The organism is Rhizobium sp. NLR8a (assembly GCF_019685235.1).
GTDB lineage: Bacteria > Pseudomonadota > Alphaproteobacteria > Rhizobiales > Rhizobiaceae > Rhizobium.
The window spans coordinates 164,308-189,450 of sequence record NZ_JABDWI010000009.1 but is presented as its reverse complement, the minus strand read 5'-3'; the positions used below and the strand labels follow the sequence as shown (position 1 = coordinate 189,450).

Here is a 25,143-nt window from a genome sequence, read left to right as displayed (position 1 = left end):
TGGCGAAAGCTGTCAGGCCGCAATCACAGTAGCAATTTTCGGAAGAAAGAGGTGGCCCCTTCCCTGCAAACCGGTTTAGGAAGAGCTCATCTCCAATGTTCCTCGGCTGCCCGTGTTCCATCGCAAGTCCAGACTTCTTCGCAGATCGCGTGTCCTGTGGGGCTCCTTCTCCCTCTGGCGTCCGCGGCTGATCTTCTGGTTCGGCGCCTTTGCGATCGGCATCATCAGCGTCGGCTTCGCCAGGCTGGCCGATCTGGCGCAGCGCGGCTTTGCCGGCGTGATCGCCTCGGGGCAATGGAGCTTTCTGCTGCCGCTTCTCATCACCCCGCTCGGCTTCATGCTGTCGGCCTATCTCGCCGCTACATTCTTCCCGAACGCGCAGGGCAGCGGCATTCCGCAGGCGATTGCCGCGCGGCATTTGCGTGATCCGGAGGACCGCGCGCGGCTGCTGTCGCTGCGGCTCGTCTTCGGCAAGATCCTGCTGACCGTGCTGGGGCTCGCGAGCGGCGCGTCGATCGGCCGCGAGGGACCGACCGTGCAGGTGGGCGCATCGATCATGCTGGCCGTCGCCCGCTTCGGCGGCATGGCGCAGGCGCGCGGCCTGATCCTCGCCGGCTCTGCGGCCGGCATCGCCGCGGCCTTCAACACACCGCTCGCCGGCATCGTCTTCGCCATCGAGGAAATGAGCCGGACCTATGAGTCCCGTGCGAACGGCCTGGTGCTGACGGCCGTCATCCTTTCGGGCCTTGCAGCGCTCGGACTTGCCGGCAGCTACAATTATTTCGGCTCCACCGCGGTCGCGCCCGCCTCGGTGCGCGACTGGGAACTGGTGCTGGTCTGCGGCATCGGCGGCGGCGCACTGGGTGCGGCTTTCAGCGGGCTTGCGCTCCATCTCGGTCAGCACGTTCGCAGGTGGGCGCATCCGCAGCCGCTGCGGCGGATGGTAACGCTGGCAGCAGCCTGCGGCCTTGCCGTCGCGGCGATCGGCATCCTCTCGGGCGGCATGACCTTCGGAACGGGCTACGACCAGGCGAAAGGCGCCGTCGAGGGCAATCCCCTGCCCCTGCTGTTCTTCCTGGAAAAACTTCTTGCCGGCTTTCTGTCGATGATGTCGGGCATTCCGGGCGGCATCTTCGCGCCGTCGCTCTCCGTCGGCGCCGGCTTCGGCAGCACCATCGGCCAGATTATGGGCAGCAGCATCGCGCTTGCGGCCATTCTCGGGATGGCGGGATATTTCTCCGGCGTGGTGCAGGCGCCGATGACCGCCTTTGTCATCATCCTCGAAATGACCGGCGACCATCAGGCCATCATTCCGATTATGGCGGTATCGATGATCGGCTACATCACCTCGCGGATCCTGTCGCGCGAGCCGCTCTATCACGGCCTGTCGCGCGTCTTCATCGCCGCGGCGATCCGGGCCCGGCGCGCCAGGGAAACGGCTGAGAGCTGATCAGGCGAGCAGGCGGGTGACTTCGGCGCCATGCCCCGGGCCGACGGCATCGGCGATGGTCGTCGAGAACAGCACCTTGCGGGTGGCGTCGGCGACCTTGGCGAAGACGTGGCGGATTTCGCACGTCTGTTCGCCGTCGCAATCGTCACATTTGCGGTAGGCGGTGATCGACAGGCACGGCAAGGGTGCGATCGGGCCATCGATGATGCGCAGGATTTCGCCGAAAGTGATGGTGTGGGCGGGCTTGAGCAGGAGATAACCGCCCTGCTTGCCGCGGCGGCTGACGACGATGCCGTGATGTTTGAGATCGAGCAGGATCTGTTCGAGGAATTTCTTCGGGATCTTCTGCTGCGCCGCGATGTCGGAAATCATCACCGGTTCGTCGGCATCGGCATCCGCCAGAACCGTCAGCGCCCGCAGCGCATATTTCGCCTTTTGCGTAATCATCTCAGACCGTCGACACACAGGCGGCGCGCATTTTCGCGCCGCTTCACACGTATATTCGCCTCTATGGCACAACCAGCATGAACGGAATTTGAACGCGCCGGCTGAAAGCCTTGAGGGACAAGTATTTTTGGCCTTGTTCTTCACGCTGGCCAAGCCCTTGCAAACTACGCCAAATCAGCGCCTTCCGCACCATTTTCAGCATCACTTCAGATTTCCGATTGACAGGCTGCGTGTAAGCCTACTAATTTTATAGACATTGAGGCTGTCGGCGCGGGTTTTTCCCCGCGGGCGGCTGCTTTTCTGCATTGCGGCAGCTTCGGAGAGATATTTGCTCCTGTGGCCGCAGCTTTCGAAATCCCTTTTTCTGTCCGATCCAGGCTTGAACTGCGATACTCCGGTCAACTAAGGACAGGATTCTCATGACTGTTATCAATCCGAATGCAGAAGCCGAGGCGCTGAACGACAAGCTGGCAGGCCTCGACCTCGCCGGACGTCTGTCGCTGGTGGCAGGCCTTGGCGGCCGCGTGGTGTTCACCACCTCGCTCGGCATCGAAGACCAGGTGATCACCGCCGAAATCGGCACGCACCGCCTGCCGATCGACATCGCGACGCTGGAAACCGGCCGCCTGTTTGCCGAGACGCTGGCGCTGATCGACGAAACGGAAGCCCAGTACGACATCCATATCCAGCGCTTTTCGCCCGAGAAGGCCGATATCGACGCCTATGCCGCGCAATACGGCCTCAATGGTTTCTACGAGAGCGTCGAAGCCAGGCATGCCTGTTGCGGCGTGCGCAAGCTGAAGCCGCTTGCGCGTGCGCTCGAAGGGGCGACGATCTGGATCACCGGCCTGCGGCGCGGCCAGTCGGCCAACCGCGCCGAAACGCCCTTTGCCGAATATGACGCCGAACGGCACCTGCTGAAGGTCAATCCGCTCGCCGACTGGGACATCGAGGCGATCAAGGCCTTCGTTTCCGAAAACGGCGTGCCGGTCAATCCGCTGCATGCCCGCGGCTACCCCTCGATCGGCTGCGAGCCCTGCACAAGGGCGATCAAGCCCGGCGAGCCGGAACGCGCCGGCCGCTGGTGGTGGGAGCAGGACGAGACACGCGAATGCGGCCTGCATGTCGCCGAAGAGGCCTCAGCGATCGTCGCACAATAATCACCTTCCCAGCTTACCGGATCAGGGCGCGGCGGTCGCCGCAGCCTTGGGGGAAGCGAGCTTCCCCGGGGAGAGCCACAATCGACAAAAGCTTGCGGGCAGCCGCAAGGACCGACAGTCTGGAGTAAGACATGCCCGATAGCCGTCCGGATACGGAACTCAGCAATCCGCAGAGCGCCAAGGCGCCGCTCGACCCGCATCTGAAGGCGCTGGAAAACGAATCCATCCACATCTTTCGTGAGGTCGCGGCCGAATTCGAGCGTCCCGTGATGCTCTATTCGATCGGCAAGGATTCCTCGGTGCTGCTGCACCTGGCGCGCAAGGCCTTCTATCCCGGCCGCGTGCCCTTCCCGCTCCTGCATGTGAACACCGGCTGGAAGTTCCGCGAGATGATCGCCTTCCGAGACGAGACGGCGAAGAAGTACGATCTCGATCTCATCGAGCACATCAACCCACGCGGCGCGGCCGAAAACATCACGCCCTTCACCCATGGCTCGGCGGCCTTCACCGACATCATGAAGACCGAAAGCCTGCGCCAGGCGCTCGATGCCGGCCAGTTCGACGCCGCTTTCGGCGGCGCCCGGCGCGACGAGGAGGCAAGCCGCGCCAAGGAACGCATCTATTCCTTCCGCACGCCGGATCACCGCTGGGATCCGCGCAACCAGCGGCCGGAGCTCTGGAACATCTATAACGGCATGATCCGCAAGGGCGAGAGCGTGCGCGCCTTCCCGCTGTCGAACTGGACCGAGGTCGATATCTGGCGCTACATCCAGGCCGAGGACATTCCGCTCGTGCCGCTCTACTACGCCCGCAAACGCAAGTTCGTGGAGCGCGACGGCATGATGATCCTGGCCGAGGATCCGCGCCTGGAACTGCTGCCCGGCGAAGTGCGCCAGGAGGGCATGATCCGCTTCCGCACGCTCGGCGACTTCCCGCTGACCGGCGCCATCCGCTCTGAGGCGACCACGCTGGAAGAGGTGATTGCCGAACTCGAAATCGCAACGGTGTCCGAACGCCAGGGCCGCGCCATCGACCGCGACCAGTCCGGCTCCATGGAAAAGAAGAAGCGTGAAGGATATTTCTGAGATGACCGCAGTCCAAACCGCCGTCTCGGCCGCAACCGTCGCCAGCCTGCCCGCCGCCGAGCCGCAGAAGGCTCAACGCGACTCGCGCCCGCTGCGCCTGATTACCTGCGGCAGTGTCGATGACGGCAAGTCGACCCTGATCGGCCGCCTGCTGTGGGACACCAAGGCCGTCAAGGAAGACCAGGCCGCCACGCTGCAGCGCGATTCCACCGGCAAGCAGAACGACCTCGGCCTGCCCGACTTCGCGCTCTTGCTCGACGGCCTGCAGGCCGAACGCGAGCAGGGCATCACCATCGATGTCGCCTATCGCTATTTCTCGACCGACAAGCGCTCCTTCATCGTCGCTGACACGCCCGGTCACGAGCAATATACCCGCAACATGGCGACCGGCGCCTCGACGGCCGATCTCGCCATCCTGCTCGTCGACGCCCGTCTCGGCATCCTCGAACAGACGCGCCGCCACGCTACGATCGCCTCGCTGCTCGGCATCAGGCAGTTCGTGCTTGCCGTCAACAAGATCGACCTGACGGGCTATGACCGCGCCGGCTTCGAGAAGATCAGCCACGAATTCCGCGAATTCGCCCTGTCGCTCGGCGTCAAGCAGATCACCGCCATTCCGATGTCGGCGCTGAAGGGCGAGAACGTCGTCTATTCCGGCCAGGGCGCCATGCCCTGGTACACTGGCCCGACGCTGGTGGAGACGCTGGAGCTTGCCACCGTGCGCTCGTCGCAGACCGTCGGCTTCCGCCTGTCGGTGCAGCGTGTGTCGCGTCCGGGCGAAAGCTTCCGCGGCTATCAGGGCACGGTTGGCGGCGGCTCGGTCAAACCGGGCGACAGCGTCATGATCCTGCCGTCGGGCATGGTCGCCAACGTCTCCAAGATCGTCACCTTCGATCTCGTGCGCAACGCCGCCGTTGCCGGCGACGCGATCACGCTGGTGCTTGACCGCCAGGTCGACGTCGCGCGCGGCGACATGATCGTCTCGATCGACGCCCAGCCGCAGGTCGGCCTTGCCTTCGATGCGCAGATCGTCGCCCTGCAGCCCGAGGGCATCGAGCCCGGCAAGCGCTACTGGCTGAAGAGCGGTTCGCGCCGCCAGCGCGTCCAGGTGCAGCCCTTGAGCCAGCTCGAACTGAAGACCGGCACCTGGAACCCCGCCCAGCGGCTCTACATGAACGCGATCGGCAAGGTGCGCCTCGCCTTCGACGAGGCGGCGATCTTCGACCCTTACGAACAGAACCGGCAGTCCGGCTCCTTCATCCTGATCGATCCGGAGACCAACAACACGGTCGCCGGCGGCATGGTGACGGGCAAGCGCACCGAACTCGGCGGCCTGCACAATGGCGATGCCCGCGTCATCCTCTCGCTGCCGGCCGATCTTGCCGAGCAGATCATGGCCAGCGAACTCTTCGCCAGCCGCAGCCACGAGGCAGAGGTGCGCCGGATGACGGCGGCCGAGGCGGCCGAGCTGTGGTCGAGCGCCGCCAGCGATATCTGATCGGGATCAAGGGGCCGACCAGACCGGCCTCTTATCCAAGCCCGGATCCGTCCATTGCGGGGTGGCGGATTCCCGACGCAGACGACGCCGAGAGCGGGCGGTCCTGTGAACCGTCACTTGACCACCCTGCGGACGGTTTCGATGAGAAGACCGAAATCAGTTGGCTTTTCCAGGATGACCGCGTCCGCGAGGACCGGGGATGCAAGTTCATGGGCAGGACTTGCTGTCGCGAGGACGAACGGAATATTCAACTGCCGTAGCTTCGCGGCTACCGGGGTCGCTCTTGCCCCGCCGAGATGAACGTCAAGCACGGCGACGTCCGGTCGCTCCTGCTCCAAAAGATCGAGAGCGTGCTCGTTCGATGATACCGGGCCAAGCACCCGCAGCCCGGCAGCGGTCAGTTTGCGTCGGAGTTCATCGGCGATGAAGAACTCGTCCTCGACGACGAGGACCTTGGTCGCGCCTGCCCTCGTGTCGACAATTTCGCTCACATGACCTCACATCGGGATTTTGATTGTCGCAGTAAAACCACTGGGAGGATAGTTGAGTTCCACGCTTCCACCCATATGGGCGGCGAGGCCTTCGATCAGTTCGGTCCCATAGCCCTTGCGTACAGGCTCATGAATAGGCGGCCCGGCTTCCTCGCGCCACCGGCATACGAGCAGCGTCCGATCCCGCGGCCCGACTTCCAATTCCCACGTCACCCGTATCTTTCCGCCGGGCACCGAGACAGCTCCGTGTTTCAACGCGTTGGTGCCGAGTTCGTGCAAGATCATGCTGACCGCAAGAATATTTGAACCTCGAATTTCCACGGAAGGTCCAGAGCATTCGAGCCGTTCCGAGACCATCGTGCCGACCGCGCCTCTCAACAATGCTTCGAAATCTACCGCCCCGCCAGCGGCAATTTCCTGAGCTTGAAAGGTGGTATTCAGCCTCCCAAGCAGCGCTTCCTTGAAGCTTGCCACAGCCGGATCTTCGGTCCTGGTGTTGTTCACGATCGACTGAACGATGGCCGAGAGGTTCTTCAGCCGGTGCCGCATCTCGGCGACGACGAAGTCCATCTCGGCATCGTGGCGCTGGCGCTCCGTCACGTCATCGAAGATCACCAGAATGTTGGGACTGTTATCATCGGGGTGAACGAGGCGACGGGCGTCGACAAGAAAGGTACGTTGGCCGATTGTCGGGAAATCATGCTTCACTTCATAGCCGATGACGGCGGCCGCCCGTGGGATGACCGAGGATATGAGCCGCCGAAGTTCCGGAATATCCCACTGCCCGTTGCCAAGCCCGAAGAAGTTCTGGGAGAGGATGTCGTCCCGCGCGACTTCGAAAGCCTTGATGAACGCATTGTTTGCGGTCGTCACACAGAAATTCTGATCCAGCACGACAACGGGTTGGGTCATCGTGTCGACAATGCCCTGGGCCTGAACATGCCCGGTCTTCATCAGGCGATACAAATCTTCCAGCAACATAGGTGCCGGCCCCTCCTTGCAGCACGCTAACGATTCGACACTATGGAAGCCCCACAGCCGGGATCTTCCGGTCAACAGGTAAAGCCCCTGCATCTAAAGTAATCTTTTCTGCATGGCTGGCAATGTCCGACAGGCGGCGGCTCGGTCAAGCCCGGCGACAGCGTCATGATCCGGCGGTCGGGCATGGTCGCCAACGTCTCCAAGATCGTCACCTTCGATCTGGTGCGCAACGCCGCGGTTGCCAGCGACGCGATCACACTGGTGCTCGACAGCCAGGTCGACATGGGCGCGCGGCGACATGATCGTCTCGATCGACGGCTGAAGAGCGGTTCGCACCGCGCGTTCAGCTGCATCCGTTGAGCCAGCTCGAACCGAAGACCGGCACCTGGAACCCCGCCCGGCGGCTCTGCATGAATGCGATCGGCAAGGTGCGCCTTGCCTTCTGCGAAGCGGCGATCTTCGATCCTTACGAGCAGAAAACACGGTCGCCGGCGGCATGGTGACGGGTGCCCTTGGAAGCGATGTGATTGCTCTTCAGGCGGTGGCTCACGAGGATGTGATGAAAAATCCGCGAATATCGGCGGTGGCCAGGGTGTTGTCGTCCAGGGCAGAAAACGAAGGAGTTCTTGCGATGAATATCCATCCCTTGATTACCGCGGCGTTCTTGCTGATTTCCACCTGCGGCGTTGCCCAGGCGGACGACCACCTTTTCCAGGCGGAACAGCATGGATTGAAGTCCGGCAGCACGGCAGCTTCCACGACGCACGCATTTACGACCAACAGAGCCAGTCACAGTGGTACATTGGCGCCCGGCCAGGGAAGTCCGTTCACCGGACACGACACCCAGACGCCGGCCACTGACACGGAGGCCGCCAACGAGCACGCCAACGTGAAGCCCCGCTGAGGAGACAAACGGTCACTCAGCGCGAATTGCGATTAGACTCAGTCCGTTCGGTAGATCGATTTTGAAGGCGCAGCGACTGTCCTGCGCCCTCATTGTGCATGACGGTCCGCTCCCACTCCCACCGAGACCAGGTTTGCCATCGGCTTCGTTTTATGGCAGCTTTCTCCCAGTCGGATTCTGGCCGCGTGCTTGGGAACCAATGACAGGCGAGACTGTTTCAGCTGTGACTTTGGCATGACGCTGACACGCCCTCCTGGCTGGGTAAGCCTCGATTTTGAGGAGACTTGCATCATGAAGTTTTCATCCAGAATTCGTTCAGTCGCGGTTGCGGTTATCGCTGCAGCAGGAATCATCTTTGCCGGCTCCGCGCATGCCGACAGCGGTACGATCAGTTTCTCAGTCTACAAGGCTGCCTTCTTTGTGGGTGGTTCCGGAGGCGAAGGCACACTGACCTTCCATGGTCGCCGCTATCCCATCTCTGTCGGCGGCATCTCGGGCGGCCTCGCCTTCGGGGCTTCTAAGACCAATTTTCATGGTACCGTTCGCCATATCCGCCGCGCTCAAGATGTGACGGGGGTCTACGGTGCGGCGGGTGGCGGCGGCGCGGTCGGCAAAGGGGCCCAGGTGATCGTCATGACCAATGACAAGGGCGCCCAACTCGAACTCTCGGGCAAGCAGGTAGGCCTGCAAGTCAACGCCGATCTCAGCGGTATCGCCATCACGGTAAAGTAAGGGCCACCGCTCCGTTCGTCTTCGCTGGAAGCGGCCTTCCATTATCGGCCAGGCACAAGACTGCGTCGGCCTGACGCGGCCAGAACAATTCCAGGCAAAGCGAGAAGCGCTTTTGCCGGAAATTGCGTGAATCCATAAGGTTAGAGCGGTTCTGCGCTTCCGTGAAAAGCTGAACCGCTCCAGAGAAGCACCTGCTCCACGGGATCGACGCCCACCGCCCGGGTGGCGCTCAGGGGGGTCTGGAAGTGTTGGCCCTTTTGCGGTGGAACACGCACCATCACCCCGCTATAAAGAACATGCTGCATTAGCCTTCTAGCGGTAACCGATGCCCAATTCTCCCGATTCCTCAGGTGAAAGCGTTAGCAGCACGAGCTCGGGTCGCAATCAGACAGCAGATCCGGCGGCGCAAACGGCTGCCTCGGATTCACCGGTGAGCACTGAAGTCGACGCTCAGCAACCGCCCCGTGGATCCTTCGGCCAAACCAGACGGGCCGCGAGCAATCTATTCCGTGCGCTGCGTCACGATTTGCAGGCAAGTTCTGCGTTGGCGAAGAGCAGGACGGCCGCTTCGGTTTTGAGGCGGAAGCTGAGGAGGTCGATGGGCCTGGTAGCCGCATCAGCGCCAATCATGTGGATGACCGCTGCTCTAGCCAAAGCCCGGCGCCGAATTCGCAATCGACGTGCCAATCCGGTTGAAAACAGCCATCGCCGGCCGCTTCTGGCGGGCTGGTGGAAATTCGCTATGGGGTCGGCGTTGCTTGTCTGCCTCCTCGTAACCAGTGTGCTGGTGTGGGCACTGAAAGACGTGCCCTGGAGCGAAATCCGGGATGGAACCTTGAAGCCGGTCGTGGTGCTGGAAACCGCCGACGGCGCGCCATTGGTGAGACAGGGGCCTTATCAAGGACCATATGCCCGATACGACCAGTTTCCACCCCGTCTGATCGATGCCGTCCTGTCGATCGAGGACCGCCGGTTCATGGACCATTTCGGCGTCGATCCCAGGGGCATCGGCAGGGCGTTTCTGCGCAACCTGGAGGCTGGCTCGGTGGTGGAGGGTGGCAGCACGATCACCCAGCAACTCATCAAGCTCCAATATCTCGACAGCGATCGAACGATAAAACGAAAGATACAGGAAGTCGTCATCGCATTCTGGCTGGAGTGGAAGCTCGGCAAGCGGGAAATCCTGACGCGCTATCTCAACAGCGTCTATCTTGGCGCCGGCGCCACCGGCATGCCAGCCGCCGCGCGGATCTATTTCAACAAGGATATCGGCGACCTTGACCTGCCGGAGTCGGCGATGCTGGCGGGGTTGCTGCGGGCGCCCAGCCAATGGAACCCGATCGACAATTTCGAAGGCGCCCGGCAGCGCACCATGGTCGTTCTCGACGCGATGACGGCCAATGGCAAGATCACCGCGCAGGAGGCGGCGGAGGCCAAGGGGAGCTTTGCCAAGCTGCACCCAACGACGCCGACGCCGCGCTCGGGAAGCTGGTTTGCCGACTGGATTTCGCCGCAGGCGAGCGAAATCGCCGGCTCCTCGCCAGGGTCGACGACAGTGCGCACCACGCTGGTGCCGCAGTTGCAACAGATCGCCGAAAGGATCGTGAAGAGGTCCTTGGACGGTGAAGGAAAAACCGTGGGAGCATCGCAGGCCGCGTTGGTTGCGATGACGCCGGACGGCGCGGTCGTCGCCATGGTCGGCGGGCGTGACTACAAGGCAAGCCAGTTCAATCGCGCCGTCACTGCGATGCGCCAGCCGGGCTCCACCTTCAAGCTATTCGTCTACTACGCAGCATTGAAGGCTGGGCTCACCTTGTCTGACCAGATTCTGGACGCGCCAATCGAAATCGACGGCTGGTCGCCGGAAAATTCCGGCGGCAATTATAGTGGGTGGGTGACGCTCGCCGAGGCGTTCGCGCGATCGCTCAATGCCGCGTCGGTGGCGCTTGCCCAAGAAGTCGGTCTGGACAATGTGATTGCCGCGGCGCGCGAACTCGGCATTGATGCGCCACTGGCCGACACGCCGTCCTTGGCGCTCGGTACCTCCGAAGTCAATCTGCTCAATCTCACCAGCGCCTATGCGTCCGTCCAACTCGGCAAGGCCCCCGTCAAGCCCTGGGGTATCATCGACTTCCAAGCCGCAGGGCAGCCCAAGGCCTTTCGCGTTGGCGCACAATCCAAGCCGGGCGTCGATCTTTCGCCTTACCAGTCCGATCTCCTCGGACTGCTGCAGTTGGTGGTCGAGCGCGGCACCGGACGTGGAGCAGACCCCGGCACGTTTGCGGCCGGCAAGACCGGCACCAGCCAGAACAATCGTGATGCCTGGTTCGTCGGCTTCACGGACGCCCTCGTCGTCGGCGTCTGGGTTGGCAATGATGATGATGCGCCGATGAAGGGGGTGACGGGCGGCGCCCTGCCGGCCCATATCTGGCGGGACTTCATCCGCGAGGCGACGACCGAACCGAGCCTGAACGGCGTGCGATCGACCGAAGCAGTCGTCGATGGTCAGGGCGCACCGCAGTCTTGTAACATCACGGCCTGCTCGCGCAGCTACCGCTCCTTTCGCCCGTCCGATTGTACCTATCAGCCCTATTCCGGCGGCCGACGGCTCTGCGAAAAGTGATGTGTTTCGGCAGAGATTCAACCGCGGGGACTACCTGCCCAGAGCGTTTTTCAGCGCATCGACGACGACGCGGACGGAGGGAACGTCCTTGATATCAGCATGGACCACCAGCCAGACCTCTCTCGTCAACGGCCGTTCGGTCACGATGCGCTGAAGACCGCTCGACTCCGCGACGGCGAAATCGGGGAGCATGACGACACCTGCACCAAGGCTTGCAGCTGCGGCCTGAAACTCCAGAACGGACGACCTCACAGCGATCGGCCGGCCGGCGGCCAGTTCGAGCAGCCGCAACTGCTGCGGTGAGGCATTCATGGTTTCGTCGTAACCGATGAAGGTCCAGTCCGACGGTGGAACCGTTTCGAGATAGGCCTTCGATGCGTAGAGATGGAAGCTCGTCTCGCCGAGCTTGGCGATCGCGTAATCTCCGTCCTCCGGACGGGACATTCGCACGGCGACATCCGCCTCCCGCCGGTTGAGCGAGGCGAGCCGCTTTTCTCCGACGAGCGTGATCTCAACGCCGGGATGGTCTCGCCTGACGGCTGCGATCGGTTTTGCAAGCCGCATGCTTGAGAGCGCTGGAGGTGCGCTGATCCTGACATGGCCGCGCAATTCCGTGGCGCTGCTGCGACCAAGCTGCTCGATGGCCGCTGTCTGGACGGCGACGAGAGCCGCGTGCCTGGCGACCTGCTCTCCGTCCGAAGTCAGGATGATGCGGCGTCCGCGGCGGTCCACGAGTTTACGTCCGAGACCGGCTTCAAGCGACGAAACGCGCCGACTGATAGTGGCATGTTCGACGCCGAGTTGTCTTGCGGCGCCAAGCAAGGTTCCCGACTGCGCGAGCGCCAGGAAATGCCGAAGGTCATCCCAATCGAGTTTTGTGAAATCTCTCCCAATCATTGTGCAGCAATAGGGAATTTTCACCCATTTCGCCATCGCTTAATTTGTCCGAAACAAGGAGAGCACGAGCGATGACTGACCAGATCATTTGGCTGAACACCCCCGGTGAGATCACCCAGTTCCATGTCGAGCAGCACCAGTGTGACGGTCCCGGCTATGGCGAGATCAGAATCCGTCATGAGGCGATCGGAACAAACTTTCTCGACATTTATCACCGGAAAGGCATCTATCCGCTGCCGTCCTACCCCGCGGTGATCGGCGCCGAAGCGGCTGGAATCGTCGAGGCCGTCGGTCCGGACGTCTCAATGTTCGAGAGAGGTGATCGCGTCGCCTATGCCGGGCCTCCGGTCGGCGCCTATCGTTCCGCGCGCAACATTGCCGCTGAAAGGGCGATCAAGCTGCCGAATACCGTTTCGACAAAAACGGCGGCGAGTTCGCTCCTCAAAGGCATGACCGCCTACATGTTGTTGAAGAAGATCTATAATGTGCGTGCCGGAAACCACGTTCTGATCCATGCGGCCGCGGGCGGGCTCGGCAGCATCCTCGTTCGCTGGGCCAAATCGCTCGAAGCCACCGTGATCGGCACGGTCGGCTCCTCCGAAAAAGCAGCCCTCGCCGTATCCTGTGGAGCCGATCATCTGATCGTCGGACGCGGCGCCGATATCGTCGCTGAAGTGAAGCGGCTGACGAACGGGCTCGGCGTCGACGTCGCCTATGACGGGATCGGCGGCGAGACGCTTCTCAAGAGCATACGTTCCGTCCGCCCATTCGGCATGGCTGTCACCATCGGTCAGGCCGCCGGCGCCATTCCACCGGTGCCTGTCGAGGAACTTCGCCCGGGCAAGGCCCTCTGCCATCCGAGCATCATGGCCTGGTGCGCTGACGTCGGACAGTATCGCGAGGCTGCTCTGGCTGCCATCGGGGCGATGGAAACAGGCATCGTTTCGCAGATCGGTGCCGAATACCGTTTGGCCGACGTTGCGACGGCGCACGAAGAGATGGGATCCGGGCGCGCGGCGGGCAGTATCCTGCTGATCCCGTGATTCATTCGGGAAAGAACGCCGGCATGCGCCCCGCGATCTATCCGAAAAATGGCATTATCTTATTCATTCCGCCCGTCTACAGCGACAAAACGTGCTTCGGTAGAGTGCCGCCATCGAGGTGGGCAATCGGCAACGGGGCACGCGCCCCCCTGCCTCGCAAAGACGCCGGCCTGTCCGGCCGCGTCGAGTGACGGGAAAGGATGAAGACATGTCTACAGACAACAAGCCACTTATCGCAGTCACGGGTGCAACGAGCAAACAGGGACGCAGCGTCGTTGCCACGCTTCTTGAAAGCCGACGTTTCCGTGTCCGTGCGCTCACCCGAAGAAAGGATTCGCCCGAAGCCTTGCGTCTTGAGAAACTCGGCGCTGAAATCGCCGCCGTGCCCCTCGAACTCGGTCTTCAGAAGGAGTTCGTCGCGGCATTCAGGGGCGCGGATGGGGCGTTTCTGATGACGCCGCCGATCGCCCCGCCGGAGACGACCGAAGCTCCCCTCGGCCGGCAACTGGCGGATGCGGCCGTGGAGGCCGGCGTCGGGCACATTGTTTTCAGCACGCTGGAGAATGTCGACAAGATCACCGGTGGAACGAAATATGCGCCGCATTTTACCGACAAGGCGCGCGTTGCAGATTACATACGCGGCCTGCCGATCTCTCATTCCTTCGTCATGCTGGCATTCTTCTACACAAACCTCATCGAGTATTATGCGCCGCGCATGGAAGGCGACACCCTGCTCTTGCCGATTTATCTTCCGGAAGATTTCAGCGCGCCCTTCGTCGATCCGCTGACGGCGACCGGGCCCGTTGTCCTCGAGATCTTCTCGCACCCCGAGCGCTACAACGGCAAAACGCTGCCGATCGTCGGCGATGTCATCTCCCCGCGGGAGATGGTCGAAACCTTCCAGCGCGTCACCGGCCTCAAGGCCGAGTATCGAGATGCTTTCACCAGGGATGGCCTGCTCCGCTATTTTCCGGAACTCGCCGCCAACGAATTTCTCGTTCGAGAGATTCTCGGGATGGTCGAATATGCGGTCGAATATGGCTATTTCGGCAAGGAACACGATCTCGAATGGAGCCGCCGGCTCAATCCCGAGACGCTCAACTGGGAGCAGTTTCTGCGCAAGACGGGATGGCGCGGCGACAAGCGGTCTTTCGGAGGTTGAAGCCTGTTTCGCAAAAGCGGGGCGGCGGTTCCGTGGCAACGGCATGTTTGAAGCAAAGACTTACGACGGCCGGATTCCCGGCAGCTTGGCAATCTCCGCGGCAAGAAAGTCGACGAGGAGCCGAACGCGGGCAATGGCTGCACGCTCCGGAACAATCAGCAAGCTCACCGGAACCGGCAAAGGCCTGTAGTCTCCAAGCACCACCTCGAGCTGGCCGTCGTCCAGAAGATCTTGAATCAGCCAGAGATGTGTCGGACCGATGCCGCGTCCGGCAGCAAGAGCCTCGCGCGCCGCAAGCCCATGATCGACACGCAACCGACCGCCGACCGGGATGATCAGGCTGGCGCCATCGGGAGAGGAAAGAAGGAGTTGATTGCTGCCTGCCACGTTCGACATCACGATGGTTTCGTAGCGTGACAGATCGGCCGGGCGCTCCGGCCGTCCCCGGGCGGACAAATAGGCCGGAGCGCCGACCAGCAGCCGCTGGCTCTCCCCGACCGCATGGAGTTTCATTGAGCTGTCGGCGAGAGGTCCAAGGCGAAGCGCCACGTCAACGCCTTCACGAACGAGGTCGATGCGCTCGTCCGTCAAGTTGAGGTCGATGCGGATGTCCGGATGCCTGTCCTGGAAATCGAAGATCATTCGCGTGACATGCATCACACCGAGCGCTGCCGTACAGGAAAGCCGAACAGCGCCCGCCGGAGCCTGACGGGCATCTCTGGCTTCCTCGGCAGCCTGTTCGACCAGGCGCAAGATCTGCAGGCAGTTGGTATAATAGCGACTGCCCTCCTCCGTCAGGGTGACGCGACGGGTGGTGCGGCTGAGAAGCGGCACGCCGACAGCCTCCTCGAGTTCATTGAGGTGCCGCGTCACGGTGGATTGGCCGACGCCGAGCTCCCTTGCGACCATTGACAGGTTACCGCGCTCGGCGACCCGAACAAAGGTGCGCATCCTGTCGAAGGACAATTCCGTCTTATCCATTTTTCAGCACAGTGATCGCCATCCGCTCCATATACGGAATAATCCTTGCTGTGCCCAGGCATCAAGGTCCAACTCCACTTCCATTATGGCGGCACGTGCCAGATTATCGCGTCGAACCGCGCGGCACGATCGAAAAGCCGCAATTGACCCTGTCTTCGTCGGGCGGCTCGTCGTGGATGACGCGCAGCAGCATGTCGGCGACGCGGTTGCCGATGTCGTAGCGCGGGATATGCACCGTCGTCAGCGACGGCTCGATGAAGGGCGAAAATTCCAGATCGTTGAAGCCGCAGATGCCGACATCCTCCGGCACGCGGATGCCGCGCGCCTTGCATTCGATCAGCACGCCGAAGGCCAGTTCGTCGCTCTGGGCAAAGGCGGCATCGACATCGGGCACGCGCTCGAGCAGGCGGGAAAACAGCTCTCTGCCAAGGCCGATGCGGCTCGGCGCATCCCCGCCGATGATGAGATCGTCGTCGAACCGGCCGGCTTCCCGCATCACCGCCTCATAACCCTCGATGCGCCGGCGCGAGCGGACATCGGCGCCGCGGCCGATGAAGGCGATCCGACTATAGCCCCTCGACAGCAGAAAGCGGGTGGGCTCGGCGCCGGCCGCATGGTGATCAAGGCCGACGACCAGCCTTTGCGGCTCCTGGCTGAGATCGGTGATATGGGCGATGGGACAGGCGGCGCTCGCCATCAGCGGCAGAAGATCGCGATAGGATTCGGCGCCGGCGATGATGACGCCGGCCGGCTTCTGCGTCAGGATGGATTTCAGCAGCCCGGCTTCGCCCTCGCCATGGTGCAGCGTGCTGGAATATTGCACGGTGAACTCCGTGCCGCGGAAGCGATCCTCGATACCGATCATCAGGCCGGCGAAACCGTACTGATGCAGGGCGGGCGTGATGACGCCGATGGTGCCGTTGTGGCGGCCGGCCAGCGCCCGGGCGGCAAGATTGGGAATATAGCCCATCTCCTCGACCGTGCGCAGAATCTCCTCGCGCAGATCCTCCGAGACGATTTCCGGATTGCGCAAGGCGCGCGAAATGGTGATCGGGCTGACGCCCACCTTCTTCGCCACATCGCTCAGCTTCACCTGCATCCCGCGCCCGGCTTTCCGTCTCCGCTCAACCGAATTCTTCATCGCCCCTCAGATGCCGCCGACGAGACTCGCCCGCGGCCGATTCCCCGGTCATTACTTCCTGACCAAGAAATAATTTAGAGTCTACTAACTTTTATGTTTACAGCCGGTTCCTGAGATACGATTTTCGATGGAAAGCGCGAGATGGCTTGCTTTGCGATGGGCGTTGAAGCGACGCTCGGATCACTGCACCGCCCTGAAATAGCTCATTAATCCTTGCGGCGGAGGCGGCCTTTGCCTGGCCAAATGCCCAGGCGATGCAGGTCAGAAACCCTTGTGATCCGGGCGGGAGCAGCGATTGACGCCAAGCCTTGGCAGCGAAGATTAAACGCATGTAATTTCTTACAAATCGGCAACATAAACATGATCAATATTTAATTTGTAAAGCCATCTGCCGCGCTCATATTTATGCCGAGCGCGAATTCTTCTTCCCCTCCCCGATCGTCGCCTCCCCGGCGATCGGCGCCGGCGAACGGAGGAATTGGCGCGACCTCACCCGACGCCAGGTCCAAGACACGGAACCACGACGCCATCGCAATCCAACGCTCTCGCAAGGGACCCTCCCCATGTCACGCATCCACCGCAAACATTACGCCGCAGCGCTTGTCGGGGCCGCCGTCATCGCCGGCGCCGCCAGCCTCCCCTTCACCGTCAATTCGTCCAACGCCTTTGCCGCGCCTTCCGATACGGGCGGCGTTCTCGCCGCGAGCGGCTCCTTCGCTTCCGTCGTCGACGCCGACAAACCTGCCGTCGTCACCATCACCACGACGATGAAGACGACGGATGTCAGCGCCGATCAGCAATCGCCGATGGACGAGCAGTTCCGCCAGTTCTTCGAGGATCAGGGCATTCCGCTGCCTCGCCCGGCGCCGCAGCATCGAGGTTCGGAACATGCGATGGCGCTCGGCTCCGGCTTCATCATCAGCGCCGACGGCGTGATCGTCACCAACAACCATGTCATCGACAATGCGCTCGACATCAAGGTGACGCTCGACGACGGCACGGAACTTCCGGCCAAGCTGATCGGCACCGATCCGAAATCCGATGTGGCCGTGTTGAGGGTCGAGGCGGGCAAGCCGCTGCAGACCGTCGCCTGGGGTGATTCCGACGGGCTGAAGCTCGGCGACCAGATCCTGGCGATCGGCAACCCCTTCGGCATCGGCACCACGGTGACGGCGGGCATCGTCTCGGCCCGCGGCCGCGACCTGCATAGCGGGCCCTATGACGATTTCATCCAGATCGATGCGCCGATCAACCACGGCAATTCGGGCGGTCCGCTCGTCGATCGTGAGGGCAAGGTCGTCGGCATCAACACCGCCATCTATTCGCCGAACGGCGGCAGCGTCGGCGTCGGCTTCGCCATTCCCTCGGACGAGGCCAAGGAGATCGTCGCCAAGCTCGAGAAGGACGGTTCGATCAATCACGGCTATCTCGGCGTGCAGATCCAGCCGGTGACGAAAGACGTTGCCGATGCCGTCGGCCTCGACAAGACCGGCGGCGCGCTGGTGGCCGCCGTCTCCGCCGATACGCCGGCCGCCCATGCCGGCCTGAAGCCCGGCGACATCGTCACCTCGGTCGGCGGCGAGACCGTCAAGACGCCGAAGGACCTGTCGCGCCTCGTCGCCGATCTTTCGCCGGGCACGCGGAAATCGCTCGGCGTCTGGCGCGACGGCAAGACCATCGATCTCAACGTCACCGTCGGCGCCAATGCCGACGGCCAGAAGCAGGCCTCGGCGGCAAGCCCGGAAGCGCAGGGCCAGGCCTCCGGCCAGCCGAGCCTCGGCATCGGCCTTGCCGGGCTGACGCCCGATGTGCGCCAGCAGCTCAACCTGCCGCGCTCGGTCAGCGGCGCGCTGGTCGCCAGCGTCAATCCGGACAAATCGGCCGCTGCCGCCGGCATTCAGTCGGGCGATGTCATCGTCGCGGTCAACGACCGGCCGGTGCACAATGCCCGCGACGTCAAGGCCGCTATCGCCGAAGCCGGCAAGGCCGGCCGCAAATCCGTGCTGCTGCTCGTCGAACGCGACGGCAGTAAGACCTTCATTGCTGTGCCACTTGCCGCCTGAGGACAGCCGTGGCACAAGGCCTGCAATGACGTCGCGATTTGCGGCTGCCGGCTGCGGCACAGAGCTGCGGCCGCCGGCCCTCGCAGCATTTGGTAAATGGCGGCATTTCCCCTCGAAAAAGCAACAGACCACCGGTTTTTCGTTCCGAAAAGCGACACGGAACCAAGGTGTTGCGCCATTACCTGACAGGTCCGCCGACGGCCAGTCAACTGCCGCTTTACCAATTAACCCTACTGGCTTACCTTAATATCAGCATCGACTTGAATACATCCCGCCCTGTGACATCGTATTTTCATGATCGCTAATTTGTTCCGGCACGGCGCACCGGAATGGTGACCCGCTTTTCCCGAAAGGGACCGGCTTCATGCATCAAGCAGCGCGCAACATCAAACGGAGGGGTATGCCATGAATAACATCTTGGAATTTCGTGCCAAATGCCCGGACGACAAAAGCCTGGCCGACTGTCGGGAAGCGCTTGAACCGCAGGTGATGAAGATTGTCGCCGAGGCTGTCGGCAGGGGCTATCGGCCGGCCGAAGCGGCCATGGTGGTCGCCGATATCGCCGACGACTATATCCTGATGCTATCGCGCGAGCTGCGGCATTGACGGCTCGGCGTGCGCGGACAGATCCGCACGCCGACACGCCGGGAACAAGGGAATCAGTGGACCGCGCGGCGCCTGCCGGGGTAGCAGGGGTACAGGAGACGAGACCAGCCGCGCGGCCCGGCGATCCAAACGCCGGATAGTTGCCGGAAGTTCCGGCTCCGGCGCTATCGCCATTTCGGCTGGGGCGGCGGCGCATTGGCCCGGATCTCATGCAGCGGCGCGTGAGACCCGAGCAGCTTTTTCAGCTTCTTCTCCTCCGCCGGGCCAATCCCAAACTTGCGGCAATGCTCGGCAACGTCATGCTCCCGGGGCCCGGGAACGCGAACTTGGCGGTTGCTCATGCTCTTCATGTCCGTTTCCTCCTTGAAGAGGATAACAAACAAAAGGCATTTTGGTTCGTTAGCAAAGTCTAATTTTAGCAAGGGGAGAAATACGGCACTATATCAGCCGAGCTGACGCCGTTTTGCTGCGTTTGACTTGCCGGCATTCGCCGTCAGTCGCCAGGCGCCAACAGCGCAAAGTTGGCGCCCGCTCAACTGATCTTCAGCCAATGCCTGAGTGCCGCCACCGCGCCATCGCTGGCATAGGCGATGACCCCGCCCGTCGTCAGCCCGGCGAAGGCGATCAGCCCTGAGATGCCATAGCCGATCGATTTCATCCGTTTCCACTCGTCGAGCGCCGGGCCGACCATCTCCTGGTTCTTCTCGACGGTTTCCTTGAGCGCCCTGATCTCGGCGCGGATCTGCGCGTTGGCTCCGCCTGTCATCGCCACCCTGGTATCGAGATGGGCGATCTGCCTTGCCTGGTCGTCGAGCCGCTTGTGGATCACGGCGCGGCCCTCATGGGCATTGGCCTTTTCGTCGCTCATCTCCTGGCGGAGCAGCGCGACGTTTTCCTCGATGCCGGTCAGCCTGCCCTCGACGCGCCCCAGAGCGCGCAGGATATCGTCATTGGATGTCATGGCGAGGCCACCTCAGAAATTGAATTTCAGCTTTTCGGACTGTGCAATGCCGCTCGAAATCCGGTCGATCATGATCGGCTGCGGGTGGATGAAGGATATCGGCGAAAGCTCCCCGACAGACGGCGCCGGACGCACCACCGACCCTACAGGCATGACCACCGCGCTCACGCCTTGATAGGTGATGACGTTGCCGGCGATGCTGGCGACGACCTGCGTGCTCAGGCGAGCCAGGCCGTCCGGACCGGAATAGATGTGCATCGTCTGCTCGGGCCTGAAGATGCTCGCATCCGCGACGACGATCTGGTTATAGGTGGTAACGCCGTCAGTTCCGGCCTGGGTGGTCAATGTCGTGCTCGCAAGCTCGAGCATGCCGGGCCAGACACCGCCTCTGGAGGGGGAGACCCAGGCTGCGTAGGTATCGATTGCCGCGTCGCAGCAAGCCGATGTCTGCGCAAGGATATCATCGCGAAGCCGCCATTTGCCCGAAGCGTCCGTTCCGTCCGACGGCCAGCTGTTGTTGGTTCCATAGACCTGATACTCGGCCCTGAGACCGAGATCGTTGCAGGTGATGGTCCCGGTCGCCGGCGAGGTGCCGCCGGCGAAATTGTAGGTGAAGGTGTTGGCGTCGAGGACCGATATCACATAGCTGCCATTATAGGCCGTGGGCGTCGCGCCCGAAATACTGACGGTCTGGCCTGTCGCAAGTCCGTTGAGGCCGCTTGCGACGGTCGCCGTGGCAACCGTGCCGACCGAGGTCAGCGTGACGGTGCGTGTGATCGTCGTCCGCCCGAGCGGCGGGAAGGCGACGATTCTGACGCCGGCATATTCGCCGCGCAGGCGGGTGACCAGCGAGCGGTAGTTGGTCGTGAAGAACTGCGTATAGGTCGAGGCCGTGTCGTTCTGCCCCATCTGGTTTGCTATGACCGTGAACGGCCATTTATTGCCGTTGAAGGCGATGATTTCGCGAATGATGTCTCGGCGCCTGGTGGCGATCGAGGAGCCGCTGCCGGTATATTCGCGGACGGAGCCGGCGCCCGGCATGCCGATCAGGCAATGGGGAATGCGGCCCGGGCCGCCGTCCCTGTCGAGCCACCGGCGCAACCAGCCGAGATTGCCGCGCGCATCGGCTGCGGACGAATATTCCTGGCGCGCCTCGCCGATGCTGTCGACGAAAGCCAGCGCGACGGGCCTACCATCCCAATCGCCCTTGGCGACCATGAAATCGGCTCCCCAATATTGCGGCTGCGCTTGGGTGCCGTAGCCGGTATCGAGCGCGGCGGTGCTGTCGGCGAGCGGGCTGTCCTTGAAGGCAAGAAGGGTGGCGAGATCGCCGGCGCCCCAGACGCGTTCGCCGCGATGCTTCTGGATGCGATAGACCGGCCAGATCTTCTCGCCGACGGCGGTGTGATAAAACAGCCAGATTTCGATTTCGCTTTCCGGCGCGACGTCGGGAATGGTGAGCTCGTCCGTCCAGGCGCCGTTCGTCTGGTCGGCAACGGTCACCGTGTTCGCCCCGGCAAAGGTGCACGGGTAGAAGATGCCGGCGACGCGGACGAACATGGCGTCGGCGACCACGGAATTGCCCGGCGTGCCGATCGTGCCGGTGACGACGGTTTCCTGCGGCGAATTTCCGCCTTCCGTCGAGGCGAAGCCGGAGAGATGAAAGCGGAAGGTCCGCGTCTTATATTGCGGCGTGTTGACGACGATCTTGGTGCAGACATAGTTCGTGCCGGAGGCGGCGGTGACGATCGCGCCCGACGGCATGCGGTTGCGGGTGGCGAAGAACATGTAGCGGTCGGGGTCTCCGGCGCTCCCGCCCGCGCCGTTCAGCATCGGATTGGCAAGGGCGAGCGAAATGGCATTCATCATCGGCGTGTTCCGTATCGGCTGGTGAGGTCATCATAGAATTTGACGCTGCGCTCCTGGCGGGCGTTCGCGCGGTCGAGCGCCTGGCGCTCGCGGGCGAGGATCGCAATCAGCGGCTCGCCTTCACGCACGGGCGCATGCGCTTCCTGCTTTCTGAGATCGTCGGGCAGCGGCGGCAGCACGATGCCGGCCGCGGCCTGCCCGCTCGCGACCGCCGCCTTGTTCAGGCGCTCAGTGGCGGAGCAGCCAGTCACGATCAGCAGCAGTGACAGCGCAAGCACGGTTCTTTTGCGAAAGCTGACGTTCATAGGATTGGATCTCGGTTTCGAGTGTGTCACTGGCGGCCTGCTCGGCGGCCTCCGCGGCCATAAGGCGCTTGCGGTGTTCTTCGCTGGCGAGCGACGCGGCGTTGCGCTGGCGTTCCATCTCGGCCGCCCGTGCATCTGCCGCGGTCTTTTCGGACATGAGGACGTAACCGGCGCGCGCCTGGCGCGCCGCAGAGGGGTAGCCGATCGAGACCGCATAGAGGTGATAGATGGCAAGGCCGGCGGCGATGCCGGCGCCCATCTTCAGCGCGTCGAGAAGGCCGAACATCAGATGCCCTCCAGGCAGAAGGCGCGCTCCTTCTGCCGGCGGCGCGTCAGGCCGGGAAAGGTGATACCGGCGGCGCGGTTCCATTTGAGGAGCGCCTCGCAGCCCTCGGCCGTCCTGCCCTGGTTGATGAGCTTGACCGCGCTCGAGCCGCAGGCCGCCCTGATGCCGACATTGTAGGCGAACGAGGTCAGCGCCACGAAGCGGGCATCCGGAAGCGGGACGGTGACGCACTGCTCTATGCCATTGGCGTACCGCTGCAGCTCGAGCGAAAGCAGCGCCCTGCACTCTCCCACCGTCTTATGGTCGCCCGGCTTCACGCCATTGGTGCTGCCGTAGCAGATCGTCCACGGCTGGCCCTGGGTGGCAGGGTCCGGATAGGCATGCTGCCGGAGCCCTTCGAAGCTTCCGACCAAAGCAACGGCCATCGCGGCCGCGGCGCTACCTTTCTGCAGGCGGTTTGCCATTCAGTTCTCCTGAAATTTTCTGCTGGAAGACGATGCGGGCGACGATCGCCGCCGCGGTGAAAAGACCCGACGTGGCCGATATGGCGAGCTCGATGTGGAGGTTGCGCAACACCAGGTTGCGGCGACGAGGTGTAGTGTGGCCTGAAGACGATGCAGAGCGGCAGCGAAAGGGCCATCAGCCGCACCAACCAGGCGTGTTTCAGCACCTCGCGCCACCGATGTTCATGAAATCGCCTCGTTAAGGTGGATAAGTTTTGTGGAAGGTTGCAAATCGCCGCAGCCGGAGTCATTCATGCCGCGCCGATCGAGCGATAAGCCTTGCTCAAGCATTTGCGAATATTCTGCCTGGAACCAGAGCTTGCCGAAGGAGGAAAGCGAATGCGAATCTTGGTTTTGACTTTTGTTCGTCTCGGACCTGCTTTGGTCTATGCCATCGGTGCGGTATTTGCCGCCAGCATGCTACTGCTGGCCATGTATCCATCACGCCCGTTTGCTTGGGAGCTTTACCTGACGCTGCTGCCGGTGCTGCGCCTGCCTCTCATGTTACTCAGCGCGGCAGGGATGGGACCGTGGGAACTTCTCGCTGCGTTTGCATCGATGACGATTTTCGGCATCTATCTTGCTTTTCATCCGAAACGGTTTCTTAGGGCGCGCTTCGTTCATGCGCATGTTGCGCTGCTCGGGCTGGTGCTTGCCAATGCCGCCGCAAGCACAGCCGAAGCAGGTCGCAGTGGGGCGTCACTCCCCGATGGCTATATCGACTGGTCACTGCCGTTGCCGACAGCGCTGATCGGAACCGCGTTGATCGTCGTGGCCGCGCTCGCCTGCGTTTTCACGCACGTCGAGATCATCCGCCGCATTCGCATCCGGGCCGGCATCGACCGGCTGCTGGCGCATCGCGTGTCATTGCATTGACGGACACCGCCGGCGGCGCGTCCGTGTAAGTCATATCCCCAATAGTTGGTATTCACCAATTTAAACGGTTGCGATTGCCATTTTCCGCAACCGTGCGAAGATGCGTCCAAACAACGCGGGGGCACCAATGAACAATCGACACTTGATTATTGCAGATGTCATCGGCAGGATTGGCATCTGCTCCTATTCAATACTTGTTGTGTGGACCAAGATCGCTCGGACGATGACGACCGGCGACTATCCGTCCCAAGGCGTCGTATTCCTGATAGCTGAGATCGCTGCGATCTTATTTATCGGCATGATGTGTGTCGTGACCCTGACGAGAATGCCCCAGGTGCGGTCTGCGCGCGGCGTTGAACCATACCTGACGGCGATGGGAGGCACCTTCCTCTTCCTGCTGATCGCCTTCCTGCCTCCGCCAATGGCGTTGCCAGATGCTGTGCGCCTTGCCGCAATGGTTCTGATGATCGTCGGCTTCCTTTCATCGGCATATATGCTTGCGATCCTCGGCCGCAGTTTCAGCATAGCACCTGGCGCAAGAGCTCTGGTCACAACGGGGCCATATTCCATCGTCCGGCACCCGCTCTATCTGACCGAGGAGATATTCATTATCGGAATGATCCTGTTCAGCTTTTCTCCGTGGACGGTATTTCTCGGAATCGTGCATTGGTGTCTGCAACTTCGCCGAATGAGTAACGAAGAGACGGTGCTCCGGGCGGCATTCCCAGACTACCGGTCGTATGCCTCGCGCGTCCCCAGGGTGATTCCGTTTTTGCCCATGCGCGGCAAACGCGCCACGACCATTGGATAAGGGGAACCGCGCCGCCGCGTCGGACCCTCAGTCCTCGGTGACGGTCGACGCGGTCGCGGCGTTACCTTTCCGTAGACTGTTTGTCATTCAGTTCTCCGGAGATTTTCTGCTGGACGAAAACGCGGGCGACGATCGCCGCCGCAGCGAAGAGCCCCGATGCCGTGGAAAGGGCGATCTGGATGTAGAGGTTGCGCGACACCCAGGTTGCGGCGACGAAATTGATGACGGGCTCGAGGACGATGAAGAGCAGCGCCAGCGCCATCAGACG

27 protein-coding genes and 2 pseudogenes are annotated in these 25,143 nt (G+C 62.3%); 14 read left to right on the top strand and 15 right to left on the bottom strand.

Features of this window, described 5'->3' with window-relative positions:
• The first annotated feature begins 106 nt into the window (after window positions 1–106).
• Window positions 107–1,450: a chloride channel protein gene (locus HJC04_RS18765; RefSeq protein ID WP_210631671.1), complete on the top strand. Its 1,344-nt coding sequence runs from the start codon at window positions 107–109 to the stop codon at window positions 1,448–1,450.
• On the opposite strand, the gene HJC04_RS18760 is transcribed toward HJC04_RS18765, so the two are convergent.
• Window positions 1,451–1,897, bottom strand: coding sequence for an Rrf2 family transcriptional regulator (locus tag HJC04_RS18760; protein WP_210628710.1), 447 nt, complete (start codon window positions 1,895–1,897; stop codon window positions 1,451–1,453). It abuts the gene before it with no gap.
• Between the two features lie 61 nt (window positions 1,898–1,958).
• The gene (locus HJC04_RS18755; protein ID WP_221102613.1) at window positions 1,959–2,102 is read right to left on the bottom strand and encodes a hypothetical protein; all 144 of its coding nucleotides are present in this window, start codon (window positions 2,100–2,102) and stop codon (window positions 1,959–1,961) included.
• A 214-nt stretch (window positions 2,103–2,316) separates the two neighbouring features.
• Between HJC04_RS18755 and HJC04_RS18750 the strand changes: the two genes are divergently transcribed.
• From HJC04_RS18750 to cysN, 3 genes are all read left to right on the top strand, one after another.
• Window positions 2,317–3,057, top strand: coding sequence for a phosphoadenylyl-sulfate reductase (locus HJC04_RS18750; protein WP_210628712.1), 741 nt, complete (start codon window positions 2,317–2,319; stop codon window positions 3,055–3,057).
• 131 nt (window positions 3,058–3,188) lie between these two features.
• Window positions 3,189–4,142 (top strand): sulfate adenylyltransferase subunit CysD, encoded by a 954-nt coding sequence (gene cysD, locus HJC04_RS18745; protein ID WP_210628713.1) that lies wholly within the window; start codon window positions 3,189–3,191, stop codon window positions 4,140–4,142.
• Window position 4,143: 1 nt separating this feature from the next.
• Window positions 4,144–5,640: a sulfate adenylyltransferase subunit CysN gene (cysN, locus tag HJC04_RS18740; protein WP_210628714.1), complete on the top strand. Its 1,497-nt coding sequence runs from the start codon at window positions 4,144–4,146 to the stop codon at window positions 5,638–5,640.
• A 113-nt stretch (window positions 5,641–5,753) separates the two neighbouring features.
• Here the strand turns inward: cysN and HJC04_RS18735 are convergent, their stop codons facing one another.
• Window positions 5,754–6,131 (bottom strand): response regulator, encoded by a 378-nt coding sequence (locus HJC04_RS18735; protein ID WP_221146816.1) that lies wholly within the window; start codon window positions 6,129–6,131, stop codon window positions 5,754–5,756.
• A 6-nt stretch (window positions 6,132–6,137) separates the two neighbouring features.
• On the bottom strand, window positions 6,138–7,112 hold the full coding sequence (locus tag HJC04_RS18730; RefSeq protein ID WP_221146815.1) for a sensor histidine kinase: 975 nt from the start codon (window positions 7,110–7,112) through the stop codon (window positions 6,138–6,140).
• Window positions 7,113–7,226: 114 nt separating this feature from the next.
• On the opposite strand from HJC04_RS18730, the pseudogene HJC04_RS18725 reads away from it, so the two are divergent.
• The 4 genes and pseudogenes from HJC04_RS18725 to HJC04_RS18710 form a co-directional block, all read left to right on the top strand.
• Window positions 7,227–7,620: pseudogene (locus HJC04_RS18725) on the top strand (sulfate adenylyltransferase subunit CysN); the annotation flags it as partial.
• A gap of 15 nt (window positions 7,621–7,635) precedes the next feature.
• The gene (locus HJC04_RS18720) at window positions 7,636–8,016 is read left to right on the top strand and encodes a hypothetical protein (protein ID WP_247241760.1); all 381 of its coding nucleotides are present in this window, start codon (window positions 7,636–7,638) and stop codon (window positions 8,014–8,016) included.
• Window positions 8,017–8,307: 291 nt separating this feature from the next.
• The gene (locus HJC04_RS18715; protein WP_210631673.1) at window positions 8,308–8,748 is read left to right on the top strand and encodes a hypothetical protein; all 441 of its coding nucleotides are present in this window, start codon (window positions 8,308–8,310) and stop codon (window positions 8,746–8,748) included.
• A 325-nt stretch (window positions 8,749–9,073) separates the two neighbouring features.
• On the top strand, window positions 9,074–11,371 hold the full coding sequence (locus tag HJC04_RS18710) for a PBP1A family penicillin-binding protein (protein ID WP_221146814.1): 2,298 nt from the start codon (window positions 9,074–9,076) through the stop codon (window positions 11,369–11,371).
• Between the two features lie 30 nt (window positions 11,372–11,401).
• On the opposite strand, the gene HJC04_RS18705 is transcribed toward HJC04_RS18710, so the two are convergent.
• On the bottom strand, window positions 11,402–12,268 hold the full coding sequence (locus HJC04_RS18705; protein WP_221146886.1) for a LysR family transcriptional regulator: 867 nt from the start codon (window positions 12,266–12,268) through the stop codon (window positions 11,402–11,404).
• 71 nt (window positions 12,269–12,339) lie between these two features.
• Between HJC04_RS18705 and HJC04_RS18700 the strand changes: the two genes are divergently transcribed.
• Window positions 12,340–13,311: a quinone oxidoreductase gene (locus HJC04_RS18700; protein ID WP_221146813.1), complete on the top strand. Its 972-nt coding sequence runs from the start codon at window positions 12,340–12,342 to the stop codon at window positions 13,309–13,311.
• 208 nt (window positions 13,312–13,519) lie between these two features.
• Window positions 13,520–14,473: an NmrA/HSCARG family protein gene (locus tag HJC04_RS18695; protein ID WP_210628720.1), complete on the top strand. Its 954-nt coding sequence runs from the start codon at window positions 13,520–13,522 to the stop codon at window positions 14,471–14,473.
• Window positions 14,474–14,533: 60 nt separating this feature from the next.
• Here the strand turns inward: HJC04_RS18695 and HJC04_RS18690 are convergent, their stop codons facing one another.
• Window positions 14,534–15,454: a LysR family transcriptional regulator gene (locus tag HJC04_RS18690; protein WP_221122623.1), complete on the bottom strand. Its 921-nt coding sequence runs from the start codon at window positions 15,452–15,454 to the stop codon at window positions 14,534–14,536.
• A gap of 103 nt (window positions 15,455–15,557) precedes the next feature.
• On the bottom strand, window positions 15,558–16,595 hold the full coding sequence (locus HJC04_RS18685; RefSeq protein ID WP_221146812.1) for a LacI family DNA-binding transcriptional regulator: 1,038 nt from the start codon (window positions 16,593–16,595) through the stop codon (window positions 15,558–15,560).
• Window positions 16,596–17,158: 563 nt separating this feature from the next.
• On the opposite strand from HJC04_RS18685, the gene HJC04_RS18680 reads away from it, so the two are divergent.
• Together HJC04_RS18680 and HJC04_RS18675 are read left to right on the top strand one after the other, a co-directional pair.
• Entirely contained in the window at window positions 17,159–18,658 is a 1,500-nt protein-coding gene (locus HJC04_RS18680; RefSeq protein ID WP_221146811.1) for a DegQ family serine endoprotease, read from the top strand.
• A 405-nt stretch (window positions 18,659–19,063) separates the two neighbouring features.
• A complete protein-coding gene (locus tag HJC04_RS18675) occupies window positions 19,064–19,264 on the top strand; it encodes a hypothetical protein (RefSeq protein WP_210628724.1) in 201 nt (66 codons plus the stop codon).
• 164 nt (window positions 19,265–19,428) lie between these two features.
• Here HJC04_RS18675 and HJC04_RS18670 read toward each other — a convergent pair whose 3' ends face one another.
• The 7 genes and pseudogenes from HJC04_RS18670 to HJC04_RS32255 all read right to left on the bottom strand — a co-directional run bounded on the left by HJC04_RS18670 (window position 19,429) and on the right by HJC04_RS32255 (window position 23,325).
• On the bottom strand, window positions 19,429–19,614 hold the full coding sequence (locus tag HJC04_RS18670) for a hypothetical protein (RefSeq protein ID WP_082240273.1): 186 nt from the start codon (window positions 19,612–19,614) through the stop codon (window positions 19,429–19,431).
• Between the two features lie 182 nt (window positions 19,615–19,796).
• A complete protein-coding gene (locus HJC04_RS18665; RefSeq protein WP_221146810.1) occupies window positions 19,797–20,225 on the bottom strand; it encodes a DUF1515 domain-containing protein in 429 nt (142 codons plus the stop codon).
• A 12-nt stretch (window positions 20,226–20,237) separates the two neighbouring features.
• On the bottom strand, window positions 20,238–22,094 hold the full coding sequence (locus HJC04_RS18660) for a hypothetical protein (protein WP_221146809.1): 1,857 nt from the start codon (window positions 22,092–22,094) through the stop codon (window positions 20,238–20,240).
• Window positions 22,091–22,318 carry a hypothetical protein gene (locus tag HJC04_RS18655; RefSeq protein WP_210631674.1) on the bottom strand — a complete coding sequence of 76 codons (228 nt, stop codon included), beginning with the start codon at window positions 22,316–22,318 and terminating at the stop codon, window positions 22,091–22,093. Before HJC04_RS18655 ends, HJC04_RS18660 begins: the two co-directional genes overlap by 4 nt.
• Window positions 22,319–22,322: 4 nt before the next feature.
• Window positions 22,323–22,685 carry a hypothetical protein gene (locus HJC04_RS18650; protein ID WP_210628727.1) on the bottom strand — a complete coding sequence of 121 codons (363 nt, stop codon included), beginning with the start codon at window positions 22,683–22,685 and terminating at the stop codon, window positions 22,323–22,325.
• Entirely contained in the window at window positions 22,685–23,149 is a 465-nt protein-coding gene (locus HJC04_RS18645; protein ID WP_221146808.1) for a lysozyme, read from the bottom strand. Before HJC04_RS18645 ends, HJC04_RS18650 begins: the two co-directional genes overlap by 1 nt.
• Window positions 23,124–23,325: pseudogene (locus HJC04_RS32255) on the bottom strand (hypothetical protein). The gene HJC04_RS18645 and the pseudogene HJC04_RS32255 overlap by 26 nt, the downstream one beginning before the upstream one ends.
• Window positions 23,326–23,527: 202 nt before the next feature.
• Here HJC04_RS32255 and HJC04_RS18640 point away from each other — a divergent pair.
• Window positions 23,528–24,064, top strand: coding sequence for a hypothetical protein (locus HJC04_RS18640; RefSeq protein ID WP_210628729.1), 537 nt, complete (start codon window positions 23,528–23,530; stop codon window positions 24,062–24,064).
• Between the two features lie 127 nt (window positions 24,065–24,191).
• Window positions 24,192–24,875 (top strand): isoprenylcysteine carboxylmethyltransferase family protein, encoded by a 684-nt coding sequence (locus tag HJC04_RS18635; protein ID WP_210628730.1) that lies wholly within the window; start codon window positions 24,192–24,194, stop codon window positions 24,873–24,875.
• A 61-nt stretch (window positions 24,876–24,936) separates the two neighbouring features.
• Here HJC04_RS18635 and HJC04_RS18630 read toward each other — a convergent pair whose 3' ends face one another.
• Window positions 24,937–25,137: a hypothetical protein gene (locus HJC04_RS18630; RefSeq protein ID WP_221146885.1), complete on the bottom strand. Its 201-nt coding sequence runs from the start codon at window positions 25,135–25,137 to the stop codon at window positions 24,937–24,939.
• Window positions 25,138–25,143 lie beyond the last annotated feature (6 nt).

Excerpts from the sequence above, each read along its gene's own strand:
- HJC04_RS18705 (WP_221146886.1), bottom strand. The coding sequence starts at position 12,268 with ATGATTGGGAGAGATTTCACAAAACTCGATTGGGATGACCTTCGGCAT.
- HJC04_RS18750 (WP_210628712.1), top strand. The coding sequence starts at position 2,317 with ATGACTGTTATCAATCCGAATGCAGAAGCCGAGGCGCTGAACGACAAG.
- HJC04_RS18690 (WP_221122623.1), bottom strand. The coding sequence starts at position 15,454 with ATGGATAAGACGGAATTGTCCTTCGACAGGATGCGCACCTTTGTTCGG.
- HJC04_RS18640 (WP_210628729.1), top strand. The coding sequence starts at position 23,528 with ATGCGAATCTTGGTTTTGACTTTTGTTCGTCTCGGACCTGCTTTGGTC.
- HJC04_RS18670 (WP_082240273.1), bottom strand. The coding sequence starts at position 19,614 with ATGAAGAGCATGAGCAACCGCCAAGTTCGCGTTCCCGGGCCCCGGGAG.
- HJC04_RS18630 (WP_221146885.1), bottom strand. The coding sequence starts at position 25,137 with ATGGCGCTGGCGCTGCTCTTCATCGTCCTCGAGCCCGTCATCAATTTC.
- HJC04_RS18675 (WP_210628724.1), top strand. The coding sequence starts at position 19,064 with ATGAATAACATCTTGGAATTTCGTGCCAAATGCCCGGACGACAAAAGC.
- HJC04_RS18645 (WP_221146808.1), bottom strand. The coding sequence starts at position 23,149 with ATGGCAAACCGCCTGCAGAAAGGTAGCGCCGCGGCCGCGATGGCCGTT.
- HJC04_RS18700 (WP_221146813.1), top strand. The coding sequence starts at position 12,340 with ATGACTGACCAGATCATTTGGCTGAACACCCCCGGTGAGATCACCCAG.
- HJC04_RS18710 (WP_221146814.1), top strand. The coding sequence starts at position 9,074 with ATGCCCAATTCTCCCGATTCCTCAGGTGAAAGCGTTAGCAGCACGAGC.
- HJC04_RS18715 (WP_210631673.1), top strand. The coding sequence starts at position 8,308 with ATGAAGTTTTCATCCAGAATTCGTTCAGTCGCGGTTGCGGTTATCGCT.
- HJC04_RS18660 (WP_221146809.1), bottom strand. The coding sequence starts at position 22,094 with ATGATGAATGCCATTTCGCTCGCCCTTGCCAATCCGATGCTGAACGGC.
- HJC04_RS18685 (WP_221146812.1), bottom strand. The coding sequence starts at position 16,595 with ATGAAGAATTCGGTTGAGCGGAGACGGAAAGCCGGGCGCGGGATGCAG.
- HJC04_RS18680 (WP_221146811.1), top strand. The coding sequence starts at position 17,159 with ATGTCACGCATCCACCGCAAACATTACGCCGCAGCGCTTGTCGGGGCC.
- HJC04_RS18760 (WP_210628710.1), bottom strand. The coding sequence starts at position 1,897 with ATGATTACGCAAAAGGCGAAATATGCGCTGCGGGCGCTGACGGTTCTG.
- HJC04_RS18695 (WP_210628720.1), top strand. The coding sequence starts at position 13,520 with ATGTCTACAGACAACAAGCCACTTATCGCAGTCACGGGTGCAACGAGC.
- HJC04_RS18730 (WP_221146815.1), bottom strand. The coding sequence starts at position 7,112 with ATGTTGCTGGAAGATTTGTATCGCCTGATGAAGACCGGGCATGTTCAG.
- HJC04_RS18635 (WP_210628730.1), top strand. The coding sequence starts at position 24,192 with ATGAACAATCGACACTTGATTATTGCAGATGTCATCGGCAGGATTGGC.
- HJC04_RS18665 (WP_221146810.1), bottom strand. The coding sequence starts at position 20,225 with ATGACATCCAATGACGATATCCTGCGCGCTCTGGGGCGCGTCGAGGGC.
- cysD (WP_210628713.1), top strand. The coding sequence starts at position 3,189 with ATGCCCGATAGCCGTCCGGATACGGAACTCAGCAATCCGCAGAGCGCC.
- HJC04_RS18650 (WP_210628727.1), bottom strand. The coding sequence starts at position 22,685 with ATGTTCGGCCTTCTCGACGCGCTGAAGATGGGCGCCGGCATCGCCGCC.
- cysN (WP_210628714.1), top strand. The coding sequence starts at position 4,144 with ATGACCGCAGTCCAAACCGCCGTCTCGGCCGCAACCGTCGCCAGCCTG.